General features: G+C 73.9%; 12 protein-coding genes. 4 read left to right on the top strand and 8 right to left on the bottom strand.

What is annotated here, in order from left to right:
- Positions 1–65 precede the first annotated feature (65 nt).
- The gene (locus O7609_RS20380; protein WP_269744007.1) at positions 66–1,733 is read right to left on the bottom strand and encodes a hypothetical protein; all 1,668 of its coding nucleotides are present in this window, start codon (positions 1,731–1,733) and stop codon (positions 66–68) included.
- 154 nt (positions 1,734–1,887) lie between these two features.
- Positions 1,888–2,061, bottom strand: coding sequence for a hypothetical protein (locus tag O7609_RS20375; RefSeq protein WP_269735565.1), 174 nt, complete (start codon positions 2,059–2,061; stop codon positions 1,888–1,890).
- A gap of 289 nt (positions 2,062–2,350) precedes the next feature.
- Between O7609_RS20375 and O7609_RS20370 the strand changes: the two genes are divergently transcribed.
- Entirely contained in the window at positions 2,351–4,003 is a 1,653-nt protein-coding gene (locus O7609_RS20370) for an NAD(P)/FAD-dependent oxidoreductase (RefSeq protein WP_269735566.1), read from the top strand.
- A gap of 189 nt (positions 4,004–4,192) precedes the next feature.
- Here O7609_RS20370 and O7609_RS20365 read toward each other — a convergent pair whose 3' ends face one another.
- The 3 genes from O7609_RS20365 to O7609_RS20355 form a co-directional block, all read right to left on the bottom strand.
- On the bottom strand, positions 4,193–5,266 hold the full coding sequence (locus O7609_RS20365; RefSeq protein WP_269735567.1) for an ABC transporter permease: 1,074 nt from the start codon (positions 5,264–5,266) through the stop codon (positions 4,193–4,195).
- Between the two features lie 267 nt (positions 5,267–5,533).
- Entirely contained in the window at positions 5,534–12,319 is a 6,786-nt protein-coding gene (locus O7609_RS20360; RefSeq protein WP_269744006.1) for a type I polyketide synthase, read from the bottom strand.
- A 70-nt stretch (positions 12,320–12,389) separates the two neighbouring features.
- The gene (locus O7609_RS20355; protein ID WP_269735569.1) at positions 12,390–18,599 is read right to left on the bottom strand and encodes a type I polyketide synthase; all 6,210 of its coding nucleotides are present in this window, start codon (positions 18,597–18,599) and stop codon (positions 12,390–12,392) included.
- Positions 18,600–18,757: 158 nt separating this feature from the next.
- Here O7609_RS20355 and O7609_RS20350 point away from each other — a divergent pair, with 158 nt between their 5' ends.
- Positions 18,758–19,624: a thioesterase II family protein gene (locus tag O7609_RS20350; protein ID WP_269735570.1), complete on the top strand. Its 867-nt coding sequence runs from the start codon at positions 18,758–18,760 to the stop codon at positions 19,622–19,624.
- On the opposite strand, the gene O7609_RS20345 is transcribed toward O7609_RS20350, so the two are convergent.
- Positions 19,567–20,634, bottom strand: coding sequence for an IS110 family transposase (locus O7609_RS20345; RefSeq protein WP_269733058.1), 1,068 nt, complete (start codon positions 20,632–20,634; stop codon positions 19,567–19,569). The two genes, O7609_RS20350 and O7609_RS20345, sit on opposite strands and share 58 nt — an antisense overlap.
- 234 nt (positions 20,635–20,868) lie before the next feature.
- Positions 20,869–21,534 carry a TetR/AcrR family transcriptional regulator gene (locus tag O7609_RS20340; RefSeq protein WP_269735571.1) on the bottom strand — a complete coding sequence of 222 codons (666 nt, stop codon included), beginning with the start codon at positions 21,532–21,534 and terminating at the stop codon, positions 20,869–20,871.
- Positions 21,535–21,736: 202 nt separating this feature from the next.
- Between O7609_RS20340 and O7609_RS20335 the strand changes: the two genes are divergently transcribed.
- Together O7609_RS20335 and O7609_RS20330 are read left to right on the top strand one after the other, a co-directional pair.
- A complete protein-coding gene (locus O7609_RS20335) occupies positions 21,737–22,012 on the top strand; it encodes a phosphopantetheine-binding protein (protein ID WP_269735572.1) in 276 nt (91 codons plus the stop codon).
- A gap of 102 nt (positions 22,013–22,114) precedes the next feature.
- Positions 22,115–23,458 (top strand): NAD(P)/FAD-dependent oxidoreductase, encoded by a 1,344-nt coding sequence (locus tag O7609_RS20330; RefSeq protein WP_269735573.1) that lies wholly within the window; start codon positions 22,115–22,117, stop codon positions 23,456–23,458.
- Between the two features lie 112 nt (positions 23,459–23,570).
- Here O7609_RS20330 and O7609_RS20325 read toward each other — a convergent pair whose 3' ends face one another.
- Positions 23,571–24,416: a GNAT family N-acetyltransferase gene (locus O7609_RS20325; protein WP_269735574.1), complete on the bottom strand. Its 846-nt coding sequence runs from the start codon at positions 24,414–24,416 to the stop codon at positions 23,571–23,573.
- Between the last annotated feature and the right edge of the window lie 108 nt (positions 24,417–24,524).

Raw genomic sequence — 24,524 nt, 5'->3', positions numbered from 1 at the left:
GTGCCTCCGGTACGTCGGCAGGCGGCCCCGGGCGGGGCCGCCTGCGTGGGTGGGGTGGGCGGGGGTCAGCGGCTCGACTCGGAGGTGACCGCCGTGACGTTGTCGCGGGTCAGGAGCCGGCGGAAGTCGGCCGGCGCCTTCGTCTTGGTCCACAGCAGCATGCGCAGCCGCTTGGGGAAGGTGAAGTGGTACGTCCGCGCCGAGGGGTCGCCGAAGGCGTACAGCGGCGGGACGAAGGAGGCCCGGCGGAGTCCGGCGAAGATCTCCTTGGCGGCGGCTCCGGCGTCCTTGCGTCCGGCCCGGACGGCGTCGCACAGGTCGAGCGCGTGGTCGACGGTCTCGCGCAGCCCGGCGGGGACCCGGAACCAGATGCCGCCCAGCTCGAAGGTCTCGACGGGCGCCCAGCTCCGCTCGGGCCCGGCCTCGCAGTCCAGCCGGGCGCGCTTGAGGGAGAGGTCGGCGAGGATCTGCCACAGCAGCCACACCCGGGAGAACGCGTTCCACAGCCGGAAGTCGCGGCAGGCGGTACGTGCGGCGTGCAGCAGGCGGTCGTTGTACCCGGCGAGGGTCTCCTGGAACCGGGCGACGCGGGCGAACGGCTCGGTGGACCAGTCGTCCTCACGGACGGCGTGCAGCAGCGTCGCGGCCAGGGCGTGCACGAGCTCGGCGCCCATCGTCACGTCCCGGGAGAGGAACATGTCGTTGCGGGAGGCCGAGCGCTCCAGCAGGAACCAGCCGTCGCCGACGGTCTGCTCGGCGGTGCGCTGGCACAGGGGCTGCTCGGTCCAGGAGCCCTCGACGGTGGCGCCCTCGAACTGGCGGCGCAGGTCGGGATAGCGCTCGACGACCTGGGCGAAGGCCTTCCCCGGGTCGCCGGGGAGGTCCTCGGCGGCCTCGGGGTCCAGGCTGAGGGTGACGCTGGTGAGGTCGTTGGCGCCGCCCTCGTGGTTGCCGAAGTCGACGAGCTGGATCCAGCCGCCGTCGAAGAGGTGGTGCACGGTGCCGTGCGACCAGGGCGTGGCCTTGCGGTACCGGGACAGCGGCGCGACGTCCTCAAAGGGGGTGACGCCGCGCAGGTGGGCGGCGTAGACGCGGGAGCGGTGACGCAGCCGCGGCCGCTCGGAGTCGCCGGGGTGCCCGGTGAACGGGGAGCCGGGGCCCGCGCAGTCGACGAGGTAGCGGGCGCGGTAGGTGTGGCCGTCGTCGGTGCGCAGCGTGCAGCCGCCGCCCTCGGCGGTGGCCTCGGTGACCCGGGCGTCCGGCGCCAGGACGCGGGCGCCGTGCCGGGTGGCGATCTCCAGCCCGTAGGCGTCCACGGCCGGGCGGTACAGGTGCCACTCGGCGTGCTCGCCGGGCACGTTGAACTGGACGGACTCCTCCGGCCGCTGGGGGCTGCCGGGCCGGTGGTAGAGGAAGCCGAGGCTCTTCTTGACGCCGCTGGTCCGGCGTACCGACTCGGGCAGGTCGGGGAAGAGGCCGAAGGCGGCGATCTCGGGGACGTCGAACCGCTTGGCCAGGAGCAGGAAGACCTCGGCGGTGTAGGGGACGGTGGTCTCGCCGGAGGGTTCGTCGGCGTCGCCGGGTGCCCGTGCGATGAGCACCCTCACTCCCTGGCGGGCGAGGACGGCGCCGAGCAGGCCGGCGGAGAGGGTGCCGCCCAGGATGGCCACGTCGTACGGCGCGGACGCGTCGGCGTCCGGGGGATTCTGTTCGGTGTCGGGTCGGAGCGTCACGGATCTGGTCCTCTCGGCATCCGGGGCACGGGCGGTGGGGACGTCCCCGGTGCTGCCGGGGACCTGTCCGCACGCTAGGCGCACGCGCTGGAAGGGACCTTGAGGAGGCGTCGGCCCGGCCGCTCGGGCGCCGTGGGGGCGGCGCGCGCGACGCTCAGCGCCGGGAGGCGCCGCCGTCGGCCTCGGGGCTCGTCCGGGCGGCGAACCGGTCGACCGCCCAGTAGGTGGCGATGACGACGGCGGTCAGCAGGAGGCCGAGCAGCGGATGGGTGAGGAAGAGGCCGAGCATCGCGCAGACGATCAGGGAGAGCAGGACGACTGCGTTCATGACGACTGTCCAGGGGGGTGAGCGGACAAGACGGTACCGCCCCACTGTCCCGCAGGGTCCTCGACGCCCACTCCAGGCGTGCTCGCGACGGGCTCGACCACGCGGCTGTCCCAGGACACATCCACCGCTGTTCAAGACGCGCGGCGTAGAAGTCGTCGGCAGGAGTGGCGGCTCACGTGTACTCGGCACTCGGTCCTGTGCACTCAGCGCCACCAGCTCGGGGGGTCCGTCCAGCCGCACGGACACAGCTCAGCGAAACGTCGCGACGCGAACAGACCAGGAGGAACAGGTGAACGACCAGAATCAGCATTCTCACGACGTCGCCATTCTCGGCACCGGACTGGCGGGGTCCGTACTGGGTGCCATCCTCGCGAAGGCCGGCTACCGCGTGCTCCTGTTCGATGCCGGCACGCATCCGCGCTTCGCCATCGGGGAGTCCACCGTCGGGTACACGCTCGTGCACCTGCGGATGCTCGCCAACCGGTACGGCGTGCCGGAGGTGGGGCATCTCGGCAGTCTGGACGAGTGCATCAAGTACATCGGCAGTTCATCCGGCGTGAAGAAGCACTTCGGCTTCATGATCCACCGCGACGGCGAGGAGCCCGACCCGCGGGAGATCAACCAGTTCCGGCTGCCGAAGGTGCTGCACACGGCGAGCCACTACTTCCGCCAGGACGTGGACGCGTACCTGTTCAACACGGCGGTCAAGTACGGCTGTGAGGCGAAGCAGAACTGCCGGGTCGAGAAGGTCGACATCGACGACGACGGCGTCACGCTCCAGACCACCCGGGGCGAGACGCACCGCGTGCGCTACATCGTCGACGGCTCCGGCTTCCGCTCCCCGCTGGCCAGCCAGTTCGGGCTGCGTGCGGAGCCCAACCTGCTCAAGCACCACGCGCGTTCCATCTTCACCCACATGACCGGCGTGAAGCGGGTGGACGACCTCACCCGCGGGCTCGACACCCCGCCGCTGCCCTGGCACGAGGGCACGATGCACCACATGTTCGACCGCGGCTGGTTCTGGATCATCCCCTTCGACAACCACCCGCGGTCCACCAACCCGCTGTGCAGCGTCGGGGTGCAACTCGACCCGCGGCGGTACCCGAAGCCCACGGACATGACGCCGGAGCAGGAGTTCTGGCACCACGTGGACCGCTTCCCGCTGGTCAAGCGCCAGCTCGGTCAGGCCCGCAGCGTGCGCGAGTGGGTGGGCACCGACCGGCTGCAGTACACGTCGACGCAGACCGTCGGCTACCGCTACGCGCTGCTGTCCCACGCCGCCGGGTTCATCGACCCGCTGTTCTCCCGCGGCATGTCCAACACGGCCGAGGTCATCAACGTCCTCGCCTGGCGGCTGCTGCGGGCGCTGCGCAACGACGACTTCGACCCCGGGCAGTTCGAGTACGTCGAGCGGCTCCAGCAGGGGCTGATCCACCACAACGACCGGCTGGTGAACTCCGCCTTCATCTCCTTCCAGAACTACGACCTCTGGAACGCGGTGTTCCGCATCTGGAGCTACGGTTCGCTGCCGGGCGCCTTCCGCGTCATCCACGAGGACGAGAAGGCCCGGGCCACCGGTGACCACGGCTACTGGAAGGGGCTGGAGGACGTACCGAACCCCGGCCTGTGGTGGCCGGACAAGCCGGAGTACAAGGAGATCTTCGAGGTGATGGCGGACTACTGCGAGGCCGTCGACGCCGGGGAGATGAAGGCGCAGGACGCCGCAGACAGGCTGTTCGCCAGACTGCGCCGGGCGGACTGGATCCCCCCCTCCCTCGGGATCGCCAACGAGAACGTGAAGTTCATCGACCCGAACCCCAAGGCGCTGATCAAGATGCTGAGGTGGTCGGCCAGGCAGGCGCCGGCGGACATGCGCGACTACATGGTCGGCACGTCGGTCTCCGCCATCAAGCACTTCGTGCGGGGCAAGCGGATCTTCTGACGCCCCGAGGGCCGGCGTGACCGGCCGGGGGCCGGGGCCGTGGCCGTGGCCGTGTGGAGGTCCCCACCACCGGGCCACGGCCTCCGGCGTGCCCGCGCGGCGCCGAGGCTCGCGCGAGACGGCCGCGGGACCCGGGCTCAGCGCTGGTGGGGTGCGCCCGGGCCCCGCTCGGCGGTCGGCCGGGACGGGCTAGTCGGCCGGGACGGTGTTCGCCGCCGCGGCCCGGGGCGCGGGCACCGGCACGCCCTCGCCGCCCTTGCGGCGCGTGACCAGCCGACCCAGGGCGACGACGGTGACGGAGCCCAGCAACCAGCAGGTGAGCACGGCCAGCGGGACGCCGACGGCCGCACCGTCCAGGTAGGCGACGCTGCGGATGCCCGTCACCACCGCGTTCGAGGGCACGAACTCGGCGAAGGAGTGGTATGGCTCGCCGAGGAAGTACCGGTCCACGGCGCCGCCGCTGTTGGCCACGCCGAACGGCACCAGCAGCAGGACGGCCAGTGGGATGCCGGGGATGCCGATGACCTGGAAGGCCGCGACGATCGACACGGCCGTGAAGGTGTACAGCGCGATCACGCCGGTGACGGACCAGAACTCGCCCGGGTAGGCGTTGAAGGCCCAGTCGCACAGACCGGCGCCGATGAGCCCGGCCAGCAGCGAGAACGCGGCGGAGAGGCCGAACCAGGCGCCGAGTCCGGCTCCGCGGGCCCGGAAGTAGAACACGACCTGGAACACCAGCGAGGCCAGCGTGGCGCTCAGCAGCGCGAAGAACGCGACGTTGGCGAGCGGGTCGCCGGAGGGCAGCGGGGCCACGTCGTCCACGGTGAGCTGGGAGCCCTGCTGCTGGGCCACGCCGCCGAAGGCCTGGGTGACGAAGTTCTTGGGCACGGGGCCGGCACCGGAGGCGACGATGAGCGTCGACTCCTGCGGCCCGGGGGCGAACGCGCCGTAGACCTCCAGGTCCTCGACGGCCGCGCGGGCGGTCTCGACGTCCGGGTAGGCGGTGATGTCGAGGGCGTCGGGCGCCTTCTTGTCGAGCTGCGCCTCCATCTGCTCCACGGCCTGGGGCGGGCCGACGAGTCCGAAGGGCAGGTCCCTGGGTTCCGGCCGGTGCATCGCCGTGCCGACGATCCACAGGAACAGGGTGAGCACGGTCAGGCCGATCAGGAGCGGCGGGACCAGTGTCTTCGCGGCTTCCCGCCCGGCCGGAGGGTGCTGTTCCGCGGGGCGCGCCATGCTGTCGTCACCTTGGTCTGTCGTCATTGGTTCTCCCTACCCACGGCCGCGTCCCCGAAGCCGCGTCTTCATCACTATCAGGGGTCAACACCATTTCGTGACCGACGAGTTGACATGACCGATGGCGGCTCGGCACCGATGAACCCGTTCATCGGTGCCGGCCGCCACGTCGCGCGGACCGGCTCACGAGGGTGCTCGCGGGCATCCTCTGGCGATCCGCTGGAGTCCGGGCCGAGCCTGACTCGAATCCGCCGTTCCGTTTGGTTCCCCGGCCCGGCGGCCAGTCCGGCCCGCTCAGCCGGCCGGGCTGGGGAGGTAGCCCGTGCGGACCATCCAGTCGAAGTAGATGCGCAGCAGGTCGGCGTCCAGGACGGGGCAGCTGATGGACGTCTCCTCCAGGGCGCCGTCGGTGTTGGCGGCCCGGTAGTCGATGGCCTCCTCACCGCCGACGACGAACTCCTCGACCACGCCCATGACCGGGTGCAGTTCGTTCTCCCGCACCGCGTAGGCGTCCTGGAGGGACTGCCACCAGGTCTCCACCGGGACCACGTCGAACTTCCAGCCGTAGCCGGCCATGGCGTCCAGCAGGGCGCCGAAGCCCAGCTTGGCGCGGTTGACGAGGTGGTAGGTGTGCCCGAAGGTGTGCGGCTCCCGGGAGATCCGCACGAGCGCCCCGGCCACGTAGTCGACCGGCGTCATCTCCACTTCCAGGTCGAGTTCCGGCGCCTGGCCGAGCTGGAGGCAGCCCTTGATGACCCGGGTGGTGAAGTGGGTGGTCAGGCAGGCGCCGCTGCGCGAGTCGCCCAGCACGCGGCCGGGCCGGTGGACGTCCACCGGGATGCCGCGCTCCCGGGCCAGCTCCATCAGCCGCTCGGCGGCCCACTTGGTCTGGACGTAGCCGGTGACCAGCTTGCCCGCGCCGCTGATGTCGTCGTCCTCGCCGATGACGGTGCGCCCGTCGGCCGGCAGTCCCCAGATGCCGTAGGTGGACACGTGGCTGACCGGTGTCAGCGGCCCGTGGCAGGCGAGGCGCAGGATCTCCTCGCAGCCGGTCAGGTTCGCGGCGCGCAACTGTTCGTAGGTGTAGGAGAAGTTGACCCAGGCGCCGTTGTGGTAGATGGCGTCGAGCTGCTCGCCGAGCGCCTCGAAACGCTCCCGGTCGAGGCCCAGCAGCGGCTTGCCGAGGTCGCCGGGGACGACGGCGATGCGCACGTCGGCGTCCTCGCGCCAGGGCAGGTACTGCTCGACGTTGGCACGGACGCGGGCGAGCCCCTCCGCCTCGTTGGCGCAGCGCACCAGGCAGTGCACGGTGGCCCGGGTCGTCGCGAGCAGCTCGTCCAGCAGGTAGGCGCCGACGAACCCGGTGGCGCCGGTGAGGAAGACCTGCTCGGGGTCGGTGTAACCGGTGCGCAGCTGCCCGCCCGGCCGGATGTCGTCGGCCAGGGTGACGTCCTCGGCGATGCGGGCCGGGTCGCACATCGGCGACTCGGCGGCCTCCGCGGGCTCCTCGCCGCCGTCACCCGTGGCGAGCTCGCCGTCCAGCAGCTCCGCCCAGTCCTCCAGCGTGGAGCGCTCGAAGAGCTGGTTGGGGCGCAGGCTGATGCGCAGCTCCTGCTTGCAGCGCTTGACGACGTCCATGACCATGAGCGAGTCCAGCCCGTGCGACATGACGTCGGCCTCGGGGTCGATGCGCTCGGGCGCGACGGCGACGATCTCGCCCAGGATCTCCCGCAGCAGGGCGGTGAGCCGGGCCCGGCGCTCGGCGGGGGCCGCGGCGGCCAGCTCCGCCAGCAGCGGGGACTCCTCGCCGCCGAAGTCCTCGGCCGCCTCCAGCTCGCGCAGCGCCGGCCGCTCCAGCCTGGCCTCCATGACGGGCTTGTAGACGGACCAGTCGGCCGCGCAGACGACGGCCTGCGGCGCGTCGCCGGCGAGCAGGGCCCCGAGGAGCTTGAGGCACTGCGGGGAGGAGAGCGTGCGCAGCCCGGTGGAGGTCAGGAACTCCAGGACGTCCTCGCCGAAGAGGGCCGAGGGCAGCTCCCACGGGCCCCAGCTCACGGTGAGCGCCGCGGCGCCGCGGGCCGTGCGGTACTCGGCGAGCCCGTCCAGGAAGGCGTTGGCGGCCGAGTAGCTCGTCAGGTGCTGGGAGCCCCAGGTGGCGGCGATGGAGGAGAAGCCGAGGAAGAAGTCGAGGTCGAACTGCTTAGTGTAGCGGTGGAGCAGCCATCCGCCGACGACCTTGGGCCGCCAGACAGCGTCGTAGTCCGCCGGCTCGGCCACGGGGATGTCCCGCAGGAACTGCGGCTCGGATACGCCCGCCGCGTGGACGACGCCGGCGAGCGGCTGTTCGGCACCGACGAGGCGGTCCAGGACGGTGTGCAGCTGCTCGGGGTCGCACACGTCGGCGGCGGCCACCTCGACCTGGACGCCGGTCTCCTCCAGCGCGCGGACGACGGCGACGCGTTCGCGCACGGCGGGCCGCAGGCCGGGCAGGTCCCAGTTGTCGCGGGGCGGCAGCGGGGTGCGGCCGAGCAGGATGAGCCGCCCGGCCCCGTGATCGGCCAGCCAACGGGAGACGGCCTGGCCGATGCCGCCGAACGCGCCGGTGACGAGATAGGTGCCGTCGGAGCGGACGGGCGGGGTGCGGCGCAGTTCCTCCGGGGTGATCGCCCGGCGGCGGACCCGGGCGATGTGGCGCCCGTTGCCGCGCAGGGCCTGCTGGTCCTCGGTGCGGCCGTCCCACAGGGCGGCGAGCAGCGCGGCGGCCTCCTCCGCGGTCCCCGTGGCGGCGCCGTGCGGGTCCAGGTCCACCGCGCCGCCCCAGTGGTCGGGGTGTTCCAGCGCGATGACGCGGCCCAGGCCCCACAGGGTGTGGGCGAACGGGCTGGTGACGCCCGGGGAGTCGGCCGAGTCGCCGCCGGCCGGGACGGTGCCGCGGGAGACGAGGGCGAGGAGCGTGCGGGCGCACTCGGGCCGCTCCAGCAGTTCCTGCACGAGGGCGACGGCGGTCAGCTCGGTGCGGTCGCGGAACTCGGTCAGGGAGCGGGGCCCGGCGTCCTCGGGCTCGGGTGCGTCCAGGCCGGTGAGCAGGACGACGCGCCCGGGCGTGACCTCGTCCTCGCACGCCTCCCGCTCGGCGCGCCAGCGGTCCAGCAGCGCGCCGACGACCGCGCGGTCGGGGCGGGCCTCCGCCGGGTCCGCGACGAGGCAGTGGGCGCCGCGGTCGCGCAGCGCGGCGGCCAGGGGCCCGGCCACCGTGCCCGGCCCGTCCGGCAGCAGCAGGACCGACTCCCCGCTCAGGTCCTCGGGGAGCGGCGGGAGTCCGGTGCGGTCCCAGGCGGTCTCCAGCAGCAGCTCGTCCGGGTGCCGCCAGGGGGCGGGCGGCGCGGACTGCTCCGCGAGGTCGACGATCTGCAGTTCCCGGATGCCGCCGATCACGGATCCGTCCTCCGCGAAGAACTCCACCTCGCCGGTGACCGTCCCGGCGCCCGCCGCCGTGCCCGGGCGCTGGTGGGCGGTGGCGCGGACGTAGCGGATCCGGTCGGGGCTCGTGCAGGAGGCGTCGGACAGCCGCAGTCCGAAGCCGACCCCGCGGTCGGCGCGGTCGGGGGCCAGGCCGTCCCAGGAGAGGGCGGCCACGGCGGCGTCCAGGGGGTGGCTGTCCGCGGCGTCGCTGTCGTGGCTCAGGGCCACGAGCACACCGCCGCCCCCGCGGTGGGCGCCCGTCACGGCGCCGACCAGAGCCGCGGACAGGGAGGACGACTCGTAGCGCACGGGTTCGCCGTAGTGGTCGGTCTGGAGCCAGGACATCGTTCCGGGACCGTGCCGCCGGCCGGCCGCGCGGCGGCGCAGGATGCCCTGGGCGTGGCAGCGCCAGGGCGCGCCGGCGGCCTCCTCGGTGGGCGAGATGCTGTGCCAGGCGAAGGCCACGTGGCTGTCGGCGGCCTGCGGGGAGAACACGATGTGCAGGATGCGCCCGTCGCCGTCCATCGGGATCATGTCGCTGATCGTCAGGTCCTCCAGACAGGACCAGTGCCCGCCCGCGGCGTCGATGGCCGCGGCCTTGGTGACCCCGGCGACGGCGCCCAGCGGCAGGTAGCGGCGGCCGTCGGGGGCGGTGCGGGCGTGCGGTTCCCACCGGGGGTCGGCGAGGTCGACCTCGTAGGTCGGCGCGGCACCGGGGAGCCGGATGCCGACACCGGGGACCTCGACGCCGGTGTGCCCGGCGGAGAGCCGGCCGCCGCCGGGCGCGGCCGCCTCGGCGGACCGCTCGGGGAACCAGTACGGCCGGCCGCGCCACACGGTCGGTGGCAGCGGCACCCGGCGGGGCGTACGGGCCGCGTGCAGCGCCTTCCACTCGACCTTGGCCCCGCGCAGGTGCAGGGCGCCGAGGGCCTGGCGGACCGTCAGCCGGTCGCCGGGGCCCTTGCCCGGACGCAGCAGGGAGGGCAGCCAGGCGCAGTCGGCGTCGTCGAGCGCGGCCTGGCCGAGGCCGAGCAGCACGGGCGCGGGCCCGACCTCCAGGAAGGTGCGGACGCCGGCCGCGTGCAGGGCGCTGAGCCCGTCGTGGAAGCGGACGGCCCCGGCGGCGTGGCGCACCCAGTACTCAGGGCCGAGCTCGTCGGCCGTCCACAGCGCGCCGGTGACGTTGGAGTACAGCGGCAGGGCGGGCGGCTGGTAGGTGAGGGACTCGGCGACCTCGCGGAAGGCGCCGAGCATCGGGGCCAGCAGCGGCGAGTGGAAGGCGTGCGAGACGGTCAGCGGCTTGGTGCGCACGCCCGCCGCCGCCAACTGCTCCCGAACGGCGGCCAAATCGGCCTCGGCTCCGGAGAGCGTGACGCTCGCCGGCCCGTTGACGGCGGCGAGGGACAGCGTCTGCGGGTGGTCGGCGATGGCGGCGCGGGCGGTGGCCTCGTCGCAGAAGGCGGCGGCCATCGCCCCGCCGGCCGGGAGGCCGGCCATCAGCGCGGCCCGCGCCGCGACCAGGCGGACGGCGTCGGGCAGCGAGAACACCCCGGCCAGGCAGGCGGCGGTGATCTCGCCGATGCTGTGCCCGAGCAGCCCGGCGGGCCGGACCCCCCAGGACTCCCACAGTTTGGCAAGCGCGTATTCGACGGTGAACAGGGCCGGCTGGGTCCACCGGGTGTCGTCGAGGTCGCCCTCGGCGCCCTCACCGTCCGTCTCGGGCCAGATCACCGAGCGCAGGCCACGGCCGTCCCCGATGCCCTGGGCGTCGAAGAGCGCGACGCACTCGTCGAAGGCCGCGCGGAAAGCGGGCTCGGCCGCCAGATCGCGGGCCATGCCCGCGTACTGGGCGCCCTGCCCGGTGAACAGCCATGCCGTCTTGCGGTACTTGTGCACGGGCAGCGTGGTGGCGGTGACGCGGCCGTCGCGCTCACCGCGGGCGTGCGCGTCGAGCGCGTCGGCCAGGGCGTCCGCCGAATCCCCGGCGACGGCCACGGCGCTGGCCTGCCGGGAGCGGCCGACCTGGGTGGTCCAGGAGACGTCGGCCACGGACAGGCCGGGGGTGCGGCGCAGGTGCCGGGCGTAGTCCCCGGCCACCTCGGCGAGGGCCTCCTCGGTGTGCGCGGACAGCACGACGACACCCGGCTCGCCGTCCTCGGCGGCCTCGGGGCCCGGGGAGGGGGCGGGGGCCGGATCGGGCGGGGAGCTGATGACCGCGTGCGCGTTGGTGCCGCTGGCGCCGAAACTGCTGACGGCGCCGATGCGGGGGCGCGCGGCCTCGGGCCAGGGCCGGCCGTCGGCGGTGACCTCGATGTGCAGCCGGTCCCAGCCCGCCTCGGGGTTGGGCTCGTTGAAGTGCAGGTGCGGCGGGATCTCGGCGTTCTGCACGGCGAGCACGAGCTTGAGCAGCCCGGCCACGCCCGCCGCGGACTCCAGGTGCCCGATGTTCGTCTTGACCGAGCCGACGAGCAGCGGCGAGCCCTCCGGACGGTGGCGGCCGATGACGGCCTCCAGGGCGCGCAGCTCGATGGGGTCGCCGAGCGCGGTGCCCGTGCCGTGCGCCTCGACGTAGTCGACGTCGCCGGGGGCGATGCCCGCCTGCTCCAGCGCGGCCCGGATGACCTGCTGCTGCGCGGCCGGGTTGGGCACGGTGAGGCCGCTGCTGCGCCCGTCGTGGTTGACGGCCGAGCCGCGGACGACGGCGGCGATGGGGTCGCCGTCGCGCAGCGCGTCGGAGTAGCGCTTGAGGACGACCATGACGGCGCCCTCGCCGCGGGCGTACCCGTTGGCGGCGGCGTCGAACGTGGCGCAGCGGCCGTCCGGGGACAGCCCCCGGAACTTGCTCATCATCACGAAGCCGTACGGGGACAGCATCAGGTTGACGCCCCCGGCGAGCGCGAGGTCGCACTCCCCCAGCCGCAGCGCCTGAGCCGCCTCGTGCAGCGCGACGAGGGAGGAGGAGCAGGTGGTGTCGATGACCTTGCAGGGCCCCTGGAGGCCGAGCGTGTAGGAGATGCGGCCCGCGGCGAAGCTGGGCTCGCCGACGAGCTGGTAGGCGTCGACGTCGTTGATGTCGCCCTCGGACTGCCGCATGCGCGCGTAGTCGGTAGTGCTCAGGCCCGCGTAGACGCCGGTGGCCGTGCCGCCGAGGGAGTCCGGGGCGTACCCGGCCCGCTCCAGGGCCTGCCAGGCGACCTCCAGCAGGATGCGCTGCTGCGGGTCCATGCCGTGGGCCTCGCGCGGCGTGATGCCGAAGGCCTCCGGCTCGAAGCGGTCCACCTTGCCGTCCAGGAAGCCGCCGCGGATGACGTAGGCGTGGCCCGGGGTGTCCGGGTCAGGGTCGTACAGGGCGGAGGCGTCGCCCCGGTCGGCGGGGAACTCGGACATCGTGTCCGTTCCCGCCCGCAGCATCTGCCAGAACTCCTCGGGGCTGTCGGCGCCGCCGGGCAGCCGGCAGCCGAGGCCGATGACGGCGACGGGCTCGTCCAGCGGCTTGCGCTGCTCCGCCTGGCGTTCGGCGTCCTTCACCCGGCCCTGGAGCCGTTCGATCGTGCGCAGGGCGTCGACGAGACGCGCCCGGTAGTCCTCCTGGGCGGGTTGGCTTGCCTGCGTCGTCATGCGGACTCCTTGCGTCGGTGCGCGTGCTGACGGAAGAGAGGGCGGGCGGGGAGGGGGCCGCGGGGTCGGTTCACGGCCGCTCCCCTCCCTCGGTGAGCATGGCCTCCGAGCTGTCGAGCAGGGACAGGGCGCGGGCCATGAGCGCCTCGTCGCTGAGGTCGTCCAGCTCCTGGGCGTCGGACCGCTGTCCGGCGGACGGCCCGTCGCCGGACGGCCGTTCGGCGGAGGGCTCCGGCGCGGCCGGTGCGTCCTCGGCTGCCGCCCGCGGCCCGGGCCCCGGCTGCGGCATCGAGTCGAGTTCGGCACCGATGAACCGGGCGAACGACAGCGCGTTGGGGCACTCGAACATCACGGTGCCGGGCAGTTCGAAGCCCAGCTCCGCCTCGGCCCGGCGCTTGAGCTCCTGGGACAGGACGGAGTCCATGCCCAGGTCGAAGAAGCCCTGTTCGGGCGCGACGTCGTCGGCGCCCCCCAGGACCTCGCAGGCCCAGTCGACGACGGCGTCCAGCAGCCGCTCCTCGCGGCGGTCGGCCGGGAGCGCGGACACCTCGGCCACGAGGGCCGTCCCCCGCTCCTCGCCCGTCCCGCCGGCGGAAGGGGCGGAGGCGGAGACGGCGGAGCTCGCCGAAGCGGCGGACGCCGCCGGGGAGGACGCGGCGGCCGGGGTGACGTCGAGCGGGCCGATCCAGTGGCTGCGGCGCTGCCAGGCGTACCCGGGCAGCGGCACGACCCGGCGGCGGCCTCCGGTCACCCGGTCGAAGTCCACCGCGCAGCCCAGCACATGGAGGTGCGCGACGAGGTCGAGCAGGTCGGTGGCGTCGGGTGCGGACCACTGGCCGCCGCCCGCGGAGCGGCGCACCGGGGTGCTCAGCACCGCCGCTCCCCCGCCCCGGCCCTCCAGTGCGGCGGACAGCAGCCGGGCGGAGGAGCTGCCGGTGCCGAGGTCGAGGACGGTCTCGACGCCGTCGGCGGCCAGTTCTCCGGCGAGGGCGGGCCAGCCGGAGGCGGCCGAGTAGCGGGTCATGGTGCCGCCGCGCCCGGTGGGCGGGGTCTGCTGCCCGGCGGCGAGCAGGCCGGCGGCCTCGTCGACGCTCAGCTCGCCGGCCGCGCAGGCGGCGCTCAGCTCGCCGACCCCGGCGCCCACGACGGCCTGCGGGGCCACGCCCAGGGAGACCCACAGGGCGCCCAGGGCCAGCTGACCGGCCCAGGTGAGCGCGGTGTCCTCGACCGTGCCGGGGTCGGGCGGCGGTGCGGCGCCCTCCCACACCCGCGCGGCGGAGAAGCCGAGACTGCGGCGCAGGGCTCCGTCGGCCTCGGCCACGACGGCCCGGAAGGCGCGGCGGGCCTCCGGATCGCCGAGCAGCGCTGCGGCGAGCGGGGTGTCGGCGGCGGGGGCGAGCAGCTCGGCCCACGGGAGCTCCGGTGCGGCCGTGCCGTAGAGGAAGGCGAGGGTGCGCTCCTCGTCGGGGCGCGCGGCCCCGCTGCGGACGCCGCCGCCCTGCTCGCCGCGTTCGACGGCGTTGAGGCGCCGGATCAGCTCGGTGCGGGTCTGTCCGACCACCGCGAGCCGGTGCTCGTGGTGGGTGCGGCGGGCGCCCGACGTCCAGCACAGGTCGGCCAGTTCTCCGTCGGTGGCCTGGGCGAGCCGGGCCCGCAGCCGGGCGGCGGTCTCGGTGAGTGCGGCCGGGGTGGTCGCGGAGGCGGCCAGCACGTAGGGCCGGGCGGTGGCGGCGGGCTCCCGCCGCGCCGTCTCGGGGGCCTCCTCCAGCAGGACGTGTGCGTTGGTGCCGGTGAAGCCGAAGGCGCTGACGCCGGCCACCCGGGCCCCTCCGCCCCGCCGCCAGACGACGTCGTCGTCCGTCACCCGCACCGGCAGCCTGTCCCAGGCGAGCTGTTTGGTGGGCGTGTGGACGTGCAGGTGGGCGGGGATGCGCTCGTGGCCGAGCGCGAGGGCGACCTTGATGAGCCCGGTGATGCCCGCGGCGGCCTCCAGGTGGCCGACGTTGGTCTTCACGGAGCCGACGAGGAGCGGCCGGTCGGCCGGCCGGCCCTCGCCGAGCGCGGCCGCCAGGGCGCGGACCTCGATGGCGTCGCCGAGCCGGGTGCCGGTGCCGTGCGCCTCGACGTAGTCGACGTCGCCGGGGCTGAGCCGGGCCTGGTCGAGGGCGGCGCGGATGACCTCCTGCTGGGCCTCGCCGCTGGGCACGGTCAGGCCGCCGCTGGCCCCGTCCTGGTTGACGGCGCTGCCCCGGATGACCGCGTAGACCCGGTCACCGTCGGCCAGGGCCCTGGAGAGGGGTTTGAGGATGACGGCTCCGGCGCCCTCGCCGCGGCCGTAGCCGTCGGCGGAGTCGTCGAAGGTCTTGCAGCGGCCGTCGGGGGCGAGCGCTCCGGCCGCCGACATGGCGAGGAACACCGTGGGCGTCGACATGACGTTGGCGCCGGCCGCGATCGCGATGTCGCTCTCCCCGGCGCGCAGGCTCTGGCAGGCGAGGTGCACGGCGGTGAGCGAGGAGGAGCAGGCGGTGTCCACCGCCATGCTCGGGCCGCGGGTGCCGAGGAAGTAGGAGAGCCGTCCGGCGGCTCCGCTGAAGGAGTTCCCGGTGCCGTAGTAGAGGTCGATGTCCGTCTGCTGCCGGGTCACCAGCTGCTGGTAGTCGGTGGTGTTGAGGCCGACGAAGACGCCGGTGCGGCCGCCGCGCAGGCCGGGGACGGGAACGCCGGCGTCCTCCAGCGCCTCCCAGGCCACCTCCATCAGGACGCGCTGCTGCGGGTCCATGCTGCGGGCCTCGCGCGGCGAGACCCGGAAGAAGGTGTGGTCGAAGCCGTCGACGGCGTCCAGGAAGGCACCCCGGGTCGTGACGACGGTGCCGGGCGCGTTCTCACCGTGCAGGGCGTCGGCGTCCCAGCGGTCGGCCGGTATCTCGCCCGTGGCGTCGGTGCGTCCGTCGAGCAGCTTCCAGAAGCCGCCCGGGTCGTCGACGCCGCCGGGCAGCCGGCAGCCGATGCCGACGACGGCGACGGGCTCGGGGCCGCCCGTCGCACCGGCCGGTGCGGGGCCGGGGGCCACCGCGGGCGCGGGGGTGCCGGCGGCGGGTTCGGCCGGGCCGGGCGGGGCGGGGGCGGGCAGCAGCGGCCGGACGTGGGCGGTGAGCGCGTCGATGCTGGCGTGCTCCAGCACGTCGGCGGCGTCCAGCTCGCTGCCCAGCTCGGCGCCCAGGCGGCGGGCGAGCTCGGCGACGGTGACCGAGTCCAGGCCCAGTTCGAAGAAGCCGCGGTTGCGGGGCAGCTTCCTGCCGGGGTCGTGGCCGAGCACCTCGGCCACGACGCGCTGGACGACGGTGGCGACGTCCTGGTCCGCCGCGGGCGGCGCGGGAGAGCCGGGCGCGGCCACGGCGGCGGGAGCCGGGGAGGCGACGGGGACGGCCTCCGGCTGCCGGGCCGCGCCGACGGCCGACGCGGAGGCCGCCGGCGCGGCCGCCGGTCCGGGGACGCCGCTGACCTCGCCGATGAACCGGCCCGCGGCGTCGTAGAGCCGGACCTCGGCCCGCAGTCCGGCCGCGTCCAGGCCCGCGCCGCCCTGGCGGCCGCGCTCGACGCCCTCCAGCCAGTGCCGCTCGTCGGCCCAGCGGTGCGGCGGCAGGGTGACGGAGGGGACGGGGCCGGGGTGGACGGCCGTCCAGTCGACGGGGGCGCCGTGGGTGTGCAGCCGGGCCCGGCTCAGGTTCAGTTCGTGCGCTGCGTTCTTGCCGCGGGCGAGAGTGCCCGTCACGAGGCCGCTGGCGCCGCGGTGGGCCAGGGCGGCGCGCAGCGGCCGGCTGAGCACGGGGTGGGCGCCGATCTCCAGGAACGCCACCTCGCCGGGGCCGCGTTCGGCCAGCTCGCGGTCGACGGCGGGCCACAGCAGCACAGGCTCGCGCACGTTCGCGGCCCAGTAGGCCGCGTCCGGGACCGGCTGCTCGTCGGGGGTGACGGTGGACCGGAACGGCACGGTGGGCTCGGTGGGCGCCAGCTCCGCGAGGACGTCGGCCAGTTCGTCCGCGTAGGGCTCCATGAGCGGGCTGTGGAAGGCGTAGGTGACCGGCAGCGGGGTCGTGGTGGCGCCCAGCTCGCGCAGGGCGGCGACCGCCCGGTCGACGGGCTCGGGCGGGCCGGCGACGACGGCCGAGGCCGGGCCGTTGACGGTGGCGACGCACACCTCGGGGTGGTCGATCAGCAGGTCGCGCAGCTCGTCGGCGTTCATCTCGACGTTGACCATGCGGCCGGTGCCGGTGGCCCGCTGCATGATCCGGCCGCGGTGGACGATGAGCCGCGCCGCGTCCGGGAGGGTGAGCGCACCGGCCACGTGGGCGGCGGCCACCTCGCCCATGCTGTGCCCGATGACGGCGTCGGGGCGCACGCCCCAGGAGCGGAGCTGGGCGGCCAGGGCGACCTGGACCGCGAAGACGGCGGGCTGGGCCACCTCCGTGGCGCGCAGCCGGGCCGGGTCCGGGTCGCGCAGCGCGTCCAGCAGCTCCCAGTCGGTGTGTTCGCCGATGAGTTCGGCGCACTCGTCCAGGGCGGAGCGGAAGACGGGTTCGGTCTCGTAGAGGTCGGTGCCGACCCCGGCCCACTGGGAGCCCTGCCCGGAGAAGACGAACACGACGGGCGGCGGGTCGTCGGGGGCGGTGCCGGTGAGCGCGTTCGGGTGCGGCTCGCCGGCGCGGTGGGCGGCGAGGGCCTCGGTCAGCTCCTCGGCGTCCGCGCCGACGACGGCGAGCCGGTGCCGCAGTGCGGTGCGGCGGACGGCGGCGGCCGCGGCCACGGCGTCCAGTTCGCCCCCCTCGGCATGGCGCAGGGCGGTGGCGTAGTCCCCGGCGAGGGTGCGCAGCCCGGCCTCGGTGGAGGCGGAGAGCACGAGGGTGCGCTCGCCGCCGGGCGGGGGTGCGGGCTCCGGCGCGGGCCGGGCGGGCGCGGCCGAGAGCAGGACGTGCGCGTTGGTGCCGGAGAGGCCGAAGGCGCTGACCCCGGCGACGGGCAGGGCGCCGTCCTCGACCGGCAGCGGCGTGGGGCCGGTCGGGATGACGATGCCGGAGCTGTCCCAGTCGATGAACGGGGAGGCCGTCTCGTGGTGGATCTGCCCGGGGACGGTGCGGTGGCGCAGCACGAGCAGCGTCTTGAGGAGTCCGGCGATGCCCGCCGCGGAGTCCATGTGCCCGAAGTTGGCCTTGTGGGAGCCGACGACGAGGCGTCGCCCCGCCGGGCGGTCGCGGCTGATGACGTCGGTGAGCGCGGAGATCTCCAGCGGGTCGCCGAGCGGCGTTCCGGTGCCGTGCGCCTCGACGTAGGAGACGGCGTCCGGGGTGAGGCCGGCGTTGTCCAGCGCGCTGCGCAGGAGGTTCTGCTGGGCGACGGCGTTGGGGGCCATGAGCCCCGCGCTGTAGCCGTCCTGGTTGACGGCGCTGCCCCGGATGACGCCGTGGATGCGGTCGCCGTCGCGCAGGGCGTCGGCGTAGCGCTTGAGGACGACGACACCGCAGCCCTCGCCGCGCACGATGCCGTCGGCCCGGGAGTCGAAGGGCTTGCAGCGGCCGGTGGGCGAGAGCGCCTGCACCTTGCCCATGAAGACGGTGAGTTCGGGCGTCAGGATGGCGTTGACGCCGCCGGCGAGCGCGGTGTCGGCCTCGCCGGTGCGCAGGGCCTGGCAGGCCAGGTGGACGGCCACCAGCGAGGAGGAGCAGGCGGTGTTCACGGACATCGCGGGGCCGTGCAGGCCGAAGAGGTAGGCGATGCGCCCGGCGGCGAAGCTGAACTCCTTGCCCGCGGCGAAGTAGGGGCCGATGCCCGCGACTCCGTTCGTCTTGGCGTGCAGGAGCATGTAGTCGGAGCCGAGGATGCCCATGTGGACGCTGGTCCGGGTGCCGGACCAGCGTTCGCGGGGCCCGCCCGCGTCCTCCAGGGCCTCGGCGCTGACCTCCAGCAGCAGCCGTTGCTGCGGGTCCATCTCCCGGGCGTCGCGCGGGGAGATGCCGAAGTGCTCGGCGTCGAACCGGTCGATGTCGGTGAGGAACCCGCCCTCCCGGCAGTACGTGGTGCCCGGTGACTTGGGGTCCGGGTCGTGGAAGGAGTCGTCCCAGCGGTCGGACGGCACCTCGCCGACGACGTCCACACCGTCGGCCAGCACGCGCCAGAGGCTGTCCAGGTCGCGCACGCCTCCGGGGAAGCGGCAGCCGGCCCCGACGACGGCGATGGCGCTGGCGTCATCGGGCCGGGGCTCGGGGCTGGTGAACGGTTTGGACATGCGTTCTCCCGTTGAATTCATCATCAGATGACTTGCGGTAGGGTGCCCACGTACTCGGCCAAAGGTCGTTCAGGAACCTCGCGCCCGGCTTGAGAACGGACCTGAACGCCGTGGGGCGTGCGGCGAACACGCCCCGCCGTCGACGAGGGAGGGTTCGCATGACGTCATCGCACGCACTGCCCACGAGCCGCCCGGCCGCCGCCCCCGGCGGACCGGTGCGCGTGCTGTACTGCCTGGCCCACGCGGGCGGCAGCGCCATGCCCTACGGACGCTGGGCGGAGTCGTTCGCCCCGGCCGTCCGCGTCGAGCCGCTGGAGCTGCCGGGGCACGGCGTGCGGCTGCGCGAGCCGCTCGTCACCGACCTGGACACGCTCGTGGCGGAGGTGACGGACCGCGTCCGGCCCGGGGACGCGCCCTTCGCGATCTTCGGCCACAGCTTCGGCGCCCTGCTGGGCTACGAGGTCTCCCGGCGGCTCGCCGCCCGGGGCACCCCGCCCGCCGCGCTGCTCGTCGCCGGGCGCAACGGCCCCGCCGAGCCGCTGTCCCACCGCCCGCTGCACACCCTCCCGGACGACCGGTTCACGCAGGCCCTGCACCGGCTCGGCGGCCTCCCCGACGCACTGCTGGAGCAGCCCGCCCTGCTGCGCATGTACCTTCCGGCCCTGCGAGGCGACCTACGGCTCGTGGAGACCTACACCCGCCGCCCGGGGCCCGGACTCACCCTGCCGCTCGCCGCGTTCGCCGGCCGCCGCGACGTCCTGACCGACCCGCGCGGCGTCCTGGCCTGGGAGCGGGAGACCACGGAGAGGTTCCAGCTCGCGCTGCTGCCGGGCGGTCACTTCTTCGTCGCCGACCCCGGGTTCCCGGGGGCGCTGGCCGGCGCGCTCTCCGCCCTCACCGCTCCCGCCGTCCCGCCGCCCGGCGGCGGTTCCGCGGCCGAGGCCCCCGCGGAAGCTCCTATAGATCGTCAAGCGGTCTGCGGGAGCTGTTCGCGGTTTCGGGCCGTGTGGGGTAGATGGCGGTAGACCTCGCGGGCGACGAACCGTTTCAAGCAGCGGACGATGTCCTTCTTGGTCATGCCTTCGGCGGTGCGGCGGGCGACGTACTCCTGGGTGCGCTGGTCGTACTTCATGCGGACCAGGACGATGGTGTGCAGCGCGTTGTTGGCCGCGCGGTCGCCGCCGCGGTTGAGGCGGTGGCGGTTGGTGCGGCCGGAGGAGGCCGGGACCGGAGCGGCCCCGCAGAGGTGGGCGAAAGCGGCTTCGGAGCGAAGTCGGTCGGGGTTATCGCCCGCGCTGGCCAGCAGCTGGCCAGCGGTTTCCGGGCCGACGCCGGGCAGGGCGATGAGCCTGGGAGCGGCCTGGGTGACCAGCGGACCGATCTCCCGGTCGGCCTCCTTGATCTCCTCGTCGAGTGCCTGGTAGCGGCGGGCGAGCCTGCGTAGTGCGGTCTTCACCGCGCAGGCCGGGTCGGCGAGTTCGCCCGTGGGGCGGGAGCGGGCCAGGGTATCGATCAGCTCCTTCGGGGACAGCCCGCGCAGCTTGTCCCGGACGCTGGAGGGCGCGGTGACGATGAGGGTGCGGACCTGGTTGATGGTCTGGGTGCGGGCCTTGACGGCGCTCTTGCGGACCACCCGTAGGGCCCGGATCGCCTCTACGATCCCGTTACGGGCCTTGGGCGTGCCCGCGGCCCGCCCCGACAGGACCGCGGTCGCGGCCGCGTAGGCGTCGATGGCGTCGGACTTGCCGTTGTCACGCCTGGCCTTGCGGTCGGGCCGGTCCACCTCGACCACGGTGATCTCGTTCGCGGTGAGGAACCGGGCGATCTCGGCACCGTAGGCGCCTGTCCCCTCGATCCCGACGGCCAGGACCTCGCCGTGCGAGCGCAGCCAGTCCAGCAGCCTGCGGTAGCCGGTTGGGGTGGTCTCGAACTGCTCGGTGGCCAGGTGCCGGCCGATGCTGTCGATGACCGCGGCCTGGTGGAGGTCGGTGTGGGTGTCGATCCCGCCGACCACCGCTATGTCCTGTGCTGCCATGCTGTTGTGTGCTGCCCTTCCAACGCGCGCCGATGGGAGGGCGCGGGCCGGTCGGGCAGACGGACAAGACAGTGATGGGACCTTTGGCCGGGCTCCTATGAAGTCACAGAAGCCCGACCGGCCACACGCCAGGTGGCACCGCCCGGCAGGCCGACGATTCCGCAGAAGGACAGCCGAAGCGCCAGTCAGTCGAAGAGTCAGACCCCCGAGCGGTGCCATGGCCAATCCTCACTGTCAGTCGTCGTAGGGAGCCGGCAGCGCGCCGGTGAGATACCGCTGCAGGGTGGGGGCGACGGAGGCGACCAGTTCGTCCTCCGACATCGAGGCCACCGGCTCTATCGCCACGATGTAGCGCGTCAGGGCCAGCCCGACGAGCTGCGCGGCCGCCAGGGAGGCGCGCACCCGCGCGTGCGTCCCCCCGGTGGCCACGGCGACCGGGACCAGCACCTCCTCGGTGACGAACTGGCGCAGCATCCGCGCCGCCGCCTCGTGGGTCACCGCCGACCGCAGGATGCTGAGCATCTGCCGGGACGTCTCCTCGCCCTCCCACAGGGCGAGGAACGCCCGCAGCAGCCGCTCCCCCGTACCTCGCACCCCCTTGGTGCCCAGCACGGCCTCCACCAGCTCCTTCGGGTGCAGCGCGTCGTGTATCGACGCGGTGAACAGGCCCTCCTTGGACAGGAAGAAGTGGTGCACGAGCGCGGCGTCCACGCCCGCGTCCTGGGCGATGCCGCGGATGGACGCGCCTCCGTAGCCGTGCTCGGCGAACCGCGACTGCGCGGCGTGCAGGATCGCCTGTCTGCTGAGGGTGACTCCGGGCCGGCGGCCGGTGCGCTTGCGCCCGCGCGCCGCCTCACCAGCGCCGTCCGCCGCGCTCTCCACTCCCCGACGAGCCGACACCGGCCCACCTCCCGCACAGCCGCCTCACCCGATGCGGCCACACTCTATGCCCGTTGATCGCCGACGGGGAAAGCCCGCGGCGCCGGTCTCCACAGAGCCGCCTGAGTGAGAGGCGAGCGGCCTTCCAGGAACGCCGCCCATCGTGGGCCCAACGGCCGGGCAGCCCGCTCGGCGACCAACTCGGCCCGCACGGAGGCACCCAGTGACGGCACTCGACCGAGACGCGATCTACGCCAAGATCAGCGAGTACATCCAGGAGCAGTTCCTCGGCGACAGCGGCGTGTCGGAACTGAAGCCCGACACGCCGCTTCTGGAGTGGGGCGTTCTCACCTCGATGAACACCTCCCTGCTGCTCAGCTTCATCCGCAACGACCTGGGCGTGACCGTGCCGCCGACGCACATCACGGGCAAGCACTTCCAGACGTTGACGACGATCACGGACATGGTCCACGGACTGGCGCCGCAGCCCGCCTCCTGAGGGGCGGCCCCCGTACGTCGGCGTACCTCAGCTTCACACCCAGCACACCCTGCTCAGCCTGAGCACAGTCCTCATCAGCAGAACGGCAGAACGGAGTGCGTCGTGGACGCAGAGTTCGACATCGGCATCATCGGCGGCGGCCCTGCGGGATCGACGGCTGCCTCCTACCTCGCCAAGGCGGGTCTGAAGGTCGCCGTCTTCGAGGCAGACAACTTCCCGCGCGAGCACGTCGGCGAGTCGCTGGTGCCGGCCACCACCCCGGTACTCCTCGACATCGGCGCCATGGACAAGGTGGAGGCGGCCGGCTTCCCCAAGAAGTACGGCGCGGCGTGGACGTCCGCCGAGGACCGCGCCATCGATCACAACGGCTTCCGCGGCCTGGAGCACGACTTCCGCGCCGCCGAGGTCCTGTTCAGTGAGCGGGACCAGGCCGGCGTGGACCGGGACTACACGTTCCACGTGGACCGCGCCAAGTTCGACCAGATCCTTCTCAAGCACGCCGAGGAGCTGGGCGCCAAGGTGTTCCAGGGCGTCCACGTCGGCAAGGTCGACTTCGACGGGGAACACCCCGTCATCGAGGCCAAGATCGGCCGCAGCAAGACGCACGTCCCGGTCAAGATGGTCGTCGACGCGAGCGGGCGCCGCACCCACCTGGGCAGCCAGCTCAAGTTCAAGGTGCCGGACCCGGTGTTCAACCAGTACGCCGTCCACACCTGGTTCGACAACCTGGACCGCAAGGCGCTCGCCGTCAACAAGGACCAGGCCGACTACATCTTCATCCACTTCCTGCCGGTCTCGGACACCTGGGTGTGGCAGATCCCGATCACGGACACCATCACCTCGATCGGCGTCGTCAGCCAGAAGGCCCGGTTCAAGGAGTACGACGGCGACCGGGAGAAGTACTTCTGGGACACCGTCGCGAGCCGTCCCGAGCTGCTGGACGTGCTGAAGAACGCGGACCAGGTCAAGCCGTTCAAGACCGAGGGCGACTACAGCTACGGCATGAAGCAGGTCGCCGGCGACAAGTTCGTGCTCATCGGCGACGCCGCCCGGTTCGTCGACCCGATCTTCTCCAGCGGCGTCAGCGTCGCGCTCAACAGTGCCCGCATCGCCTGCAAGGACATCATCGCGGCGGCCGAGGCCGGCGACTTCTCCAAGGCCCGCTTCGCGGACTACGAGGAGAAGCTGCGGCGGGGCGTGAAGAACTGGTACGAGTTCATCACGATCTACTACCGCCTGAACATCCTGTTCACGGCGTTCGTCCAGGACGACCGCTACCGCCTCGACGTCCTCAAGCTCCTCCAGGGCGACGTGTACGACGACGAGGAGCCGAAGGCGCTCGCGGCGATGCGCGAGATCGTCAAGGCCGTCGAGGAGGACCCGACCCACCTGTGGCACCCGTTCCTGGGGCAGCTCAAGGCCCCGTCGGCGGCTCCGAGCTTCTGACCCGCCCCCGCGGCCGGACAGCCGACGGCCGGGCCCGCCCCGAGGGACCTCGTGTCCCCGGGGCGGGCCCGGGCGCGTCCGGTGCGGCGGGAGTCAGCGTGGGGTCCGGCGGTCAGAACAGGACGGACATGAACGAACCGACCTCGCGGAAGCCCACGCGGCGGTACGCCGCCCGCGCCGGGGCGTTGAAGTCGTTCACGTACAGGCTCACCACCGGCGCGAACTCCGCGAGCGCGAAGCGCAGCACCGCCGCCATGCCGGTCACGGACAGCCCCTGGCCACGGCGCTCCGGGTGCACCCACACACCCTGGATCTGGCACGCGTGCGGGGTGACGGCGCCGATCTCGGCCTTGAAGACGACACGGCCGTCCTCGAACCGGGCGAAGGCCCGGCCCGCGCCGACGAGCTCGGCCACCCTGGCCTGGTAGACGAGGCCGCCGTCACCGGCCAGCGGGGAGACGCCGACCTCCTCGGTGAACATCGCCACGGACGCCGGCATCACCGCGTCCAGCTCCTCCTTGCGGACCCGGCGCACCAGCGGATCGGGCGCGACGTCGGGCGCGGGCACACGGGTGACCATGAGCGGCTGCCGGGGCCGCACCTCCCGGGCCGGGCCCCAGTGCGGCTCCAGCCGGGCCCACAGGGCGGCCGTGGGCTCCGCGGGCCCCACGAGCGACGAGCAGCGCCGCCCCTGCCTCCGGGCCCGCTCGGCGAAGGCCGCCACCGCCTCCGGGCCGGCGCAGACCGGCACGAGGTTCGCGCCCGCGTAGCAGAGCGAGATGAGCCGGCCGCCCGCGTACCAGCCCCACATCTCCCCGCCCAGCCGCCAGGGGTCCAGCCCCGAGGCCCGGACCCGGGCGGCGACGAAGGCGTTGGCGACGGGCTCCCGGTCCAGTACGGCCAGCGCCTCGTCGAGGTCGTCGGGCGCGAGGGGCCGGGTGGAAGTCGTCGTCAACACGTGCGCAATGGTGCCTCACCGTGCGGGGCCCCCGAGGGGCCGGAGCGGTCCTGGGGAAACGATCCCTCTTGGAGCGATTCTCCGCACTGTACTCCTGGTCGGCGGCTC

The organism is Streptomyces sp. WMMC1477, from assembly GCF_027460245.1.
In the GTDB taxonomy this organism is placed as follows: Bacteria; Actinomycetota; Actinomycetes; order Streptomycetales; family Streptomycetaceae; genus Streptomyces.
This window is presented reverse-complemented; position numbering and strand designations above follow the sequence as displayed.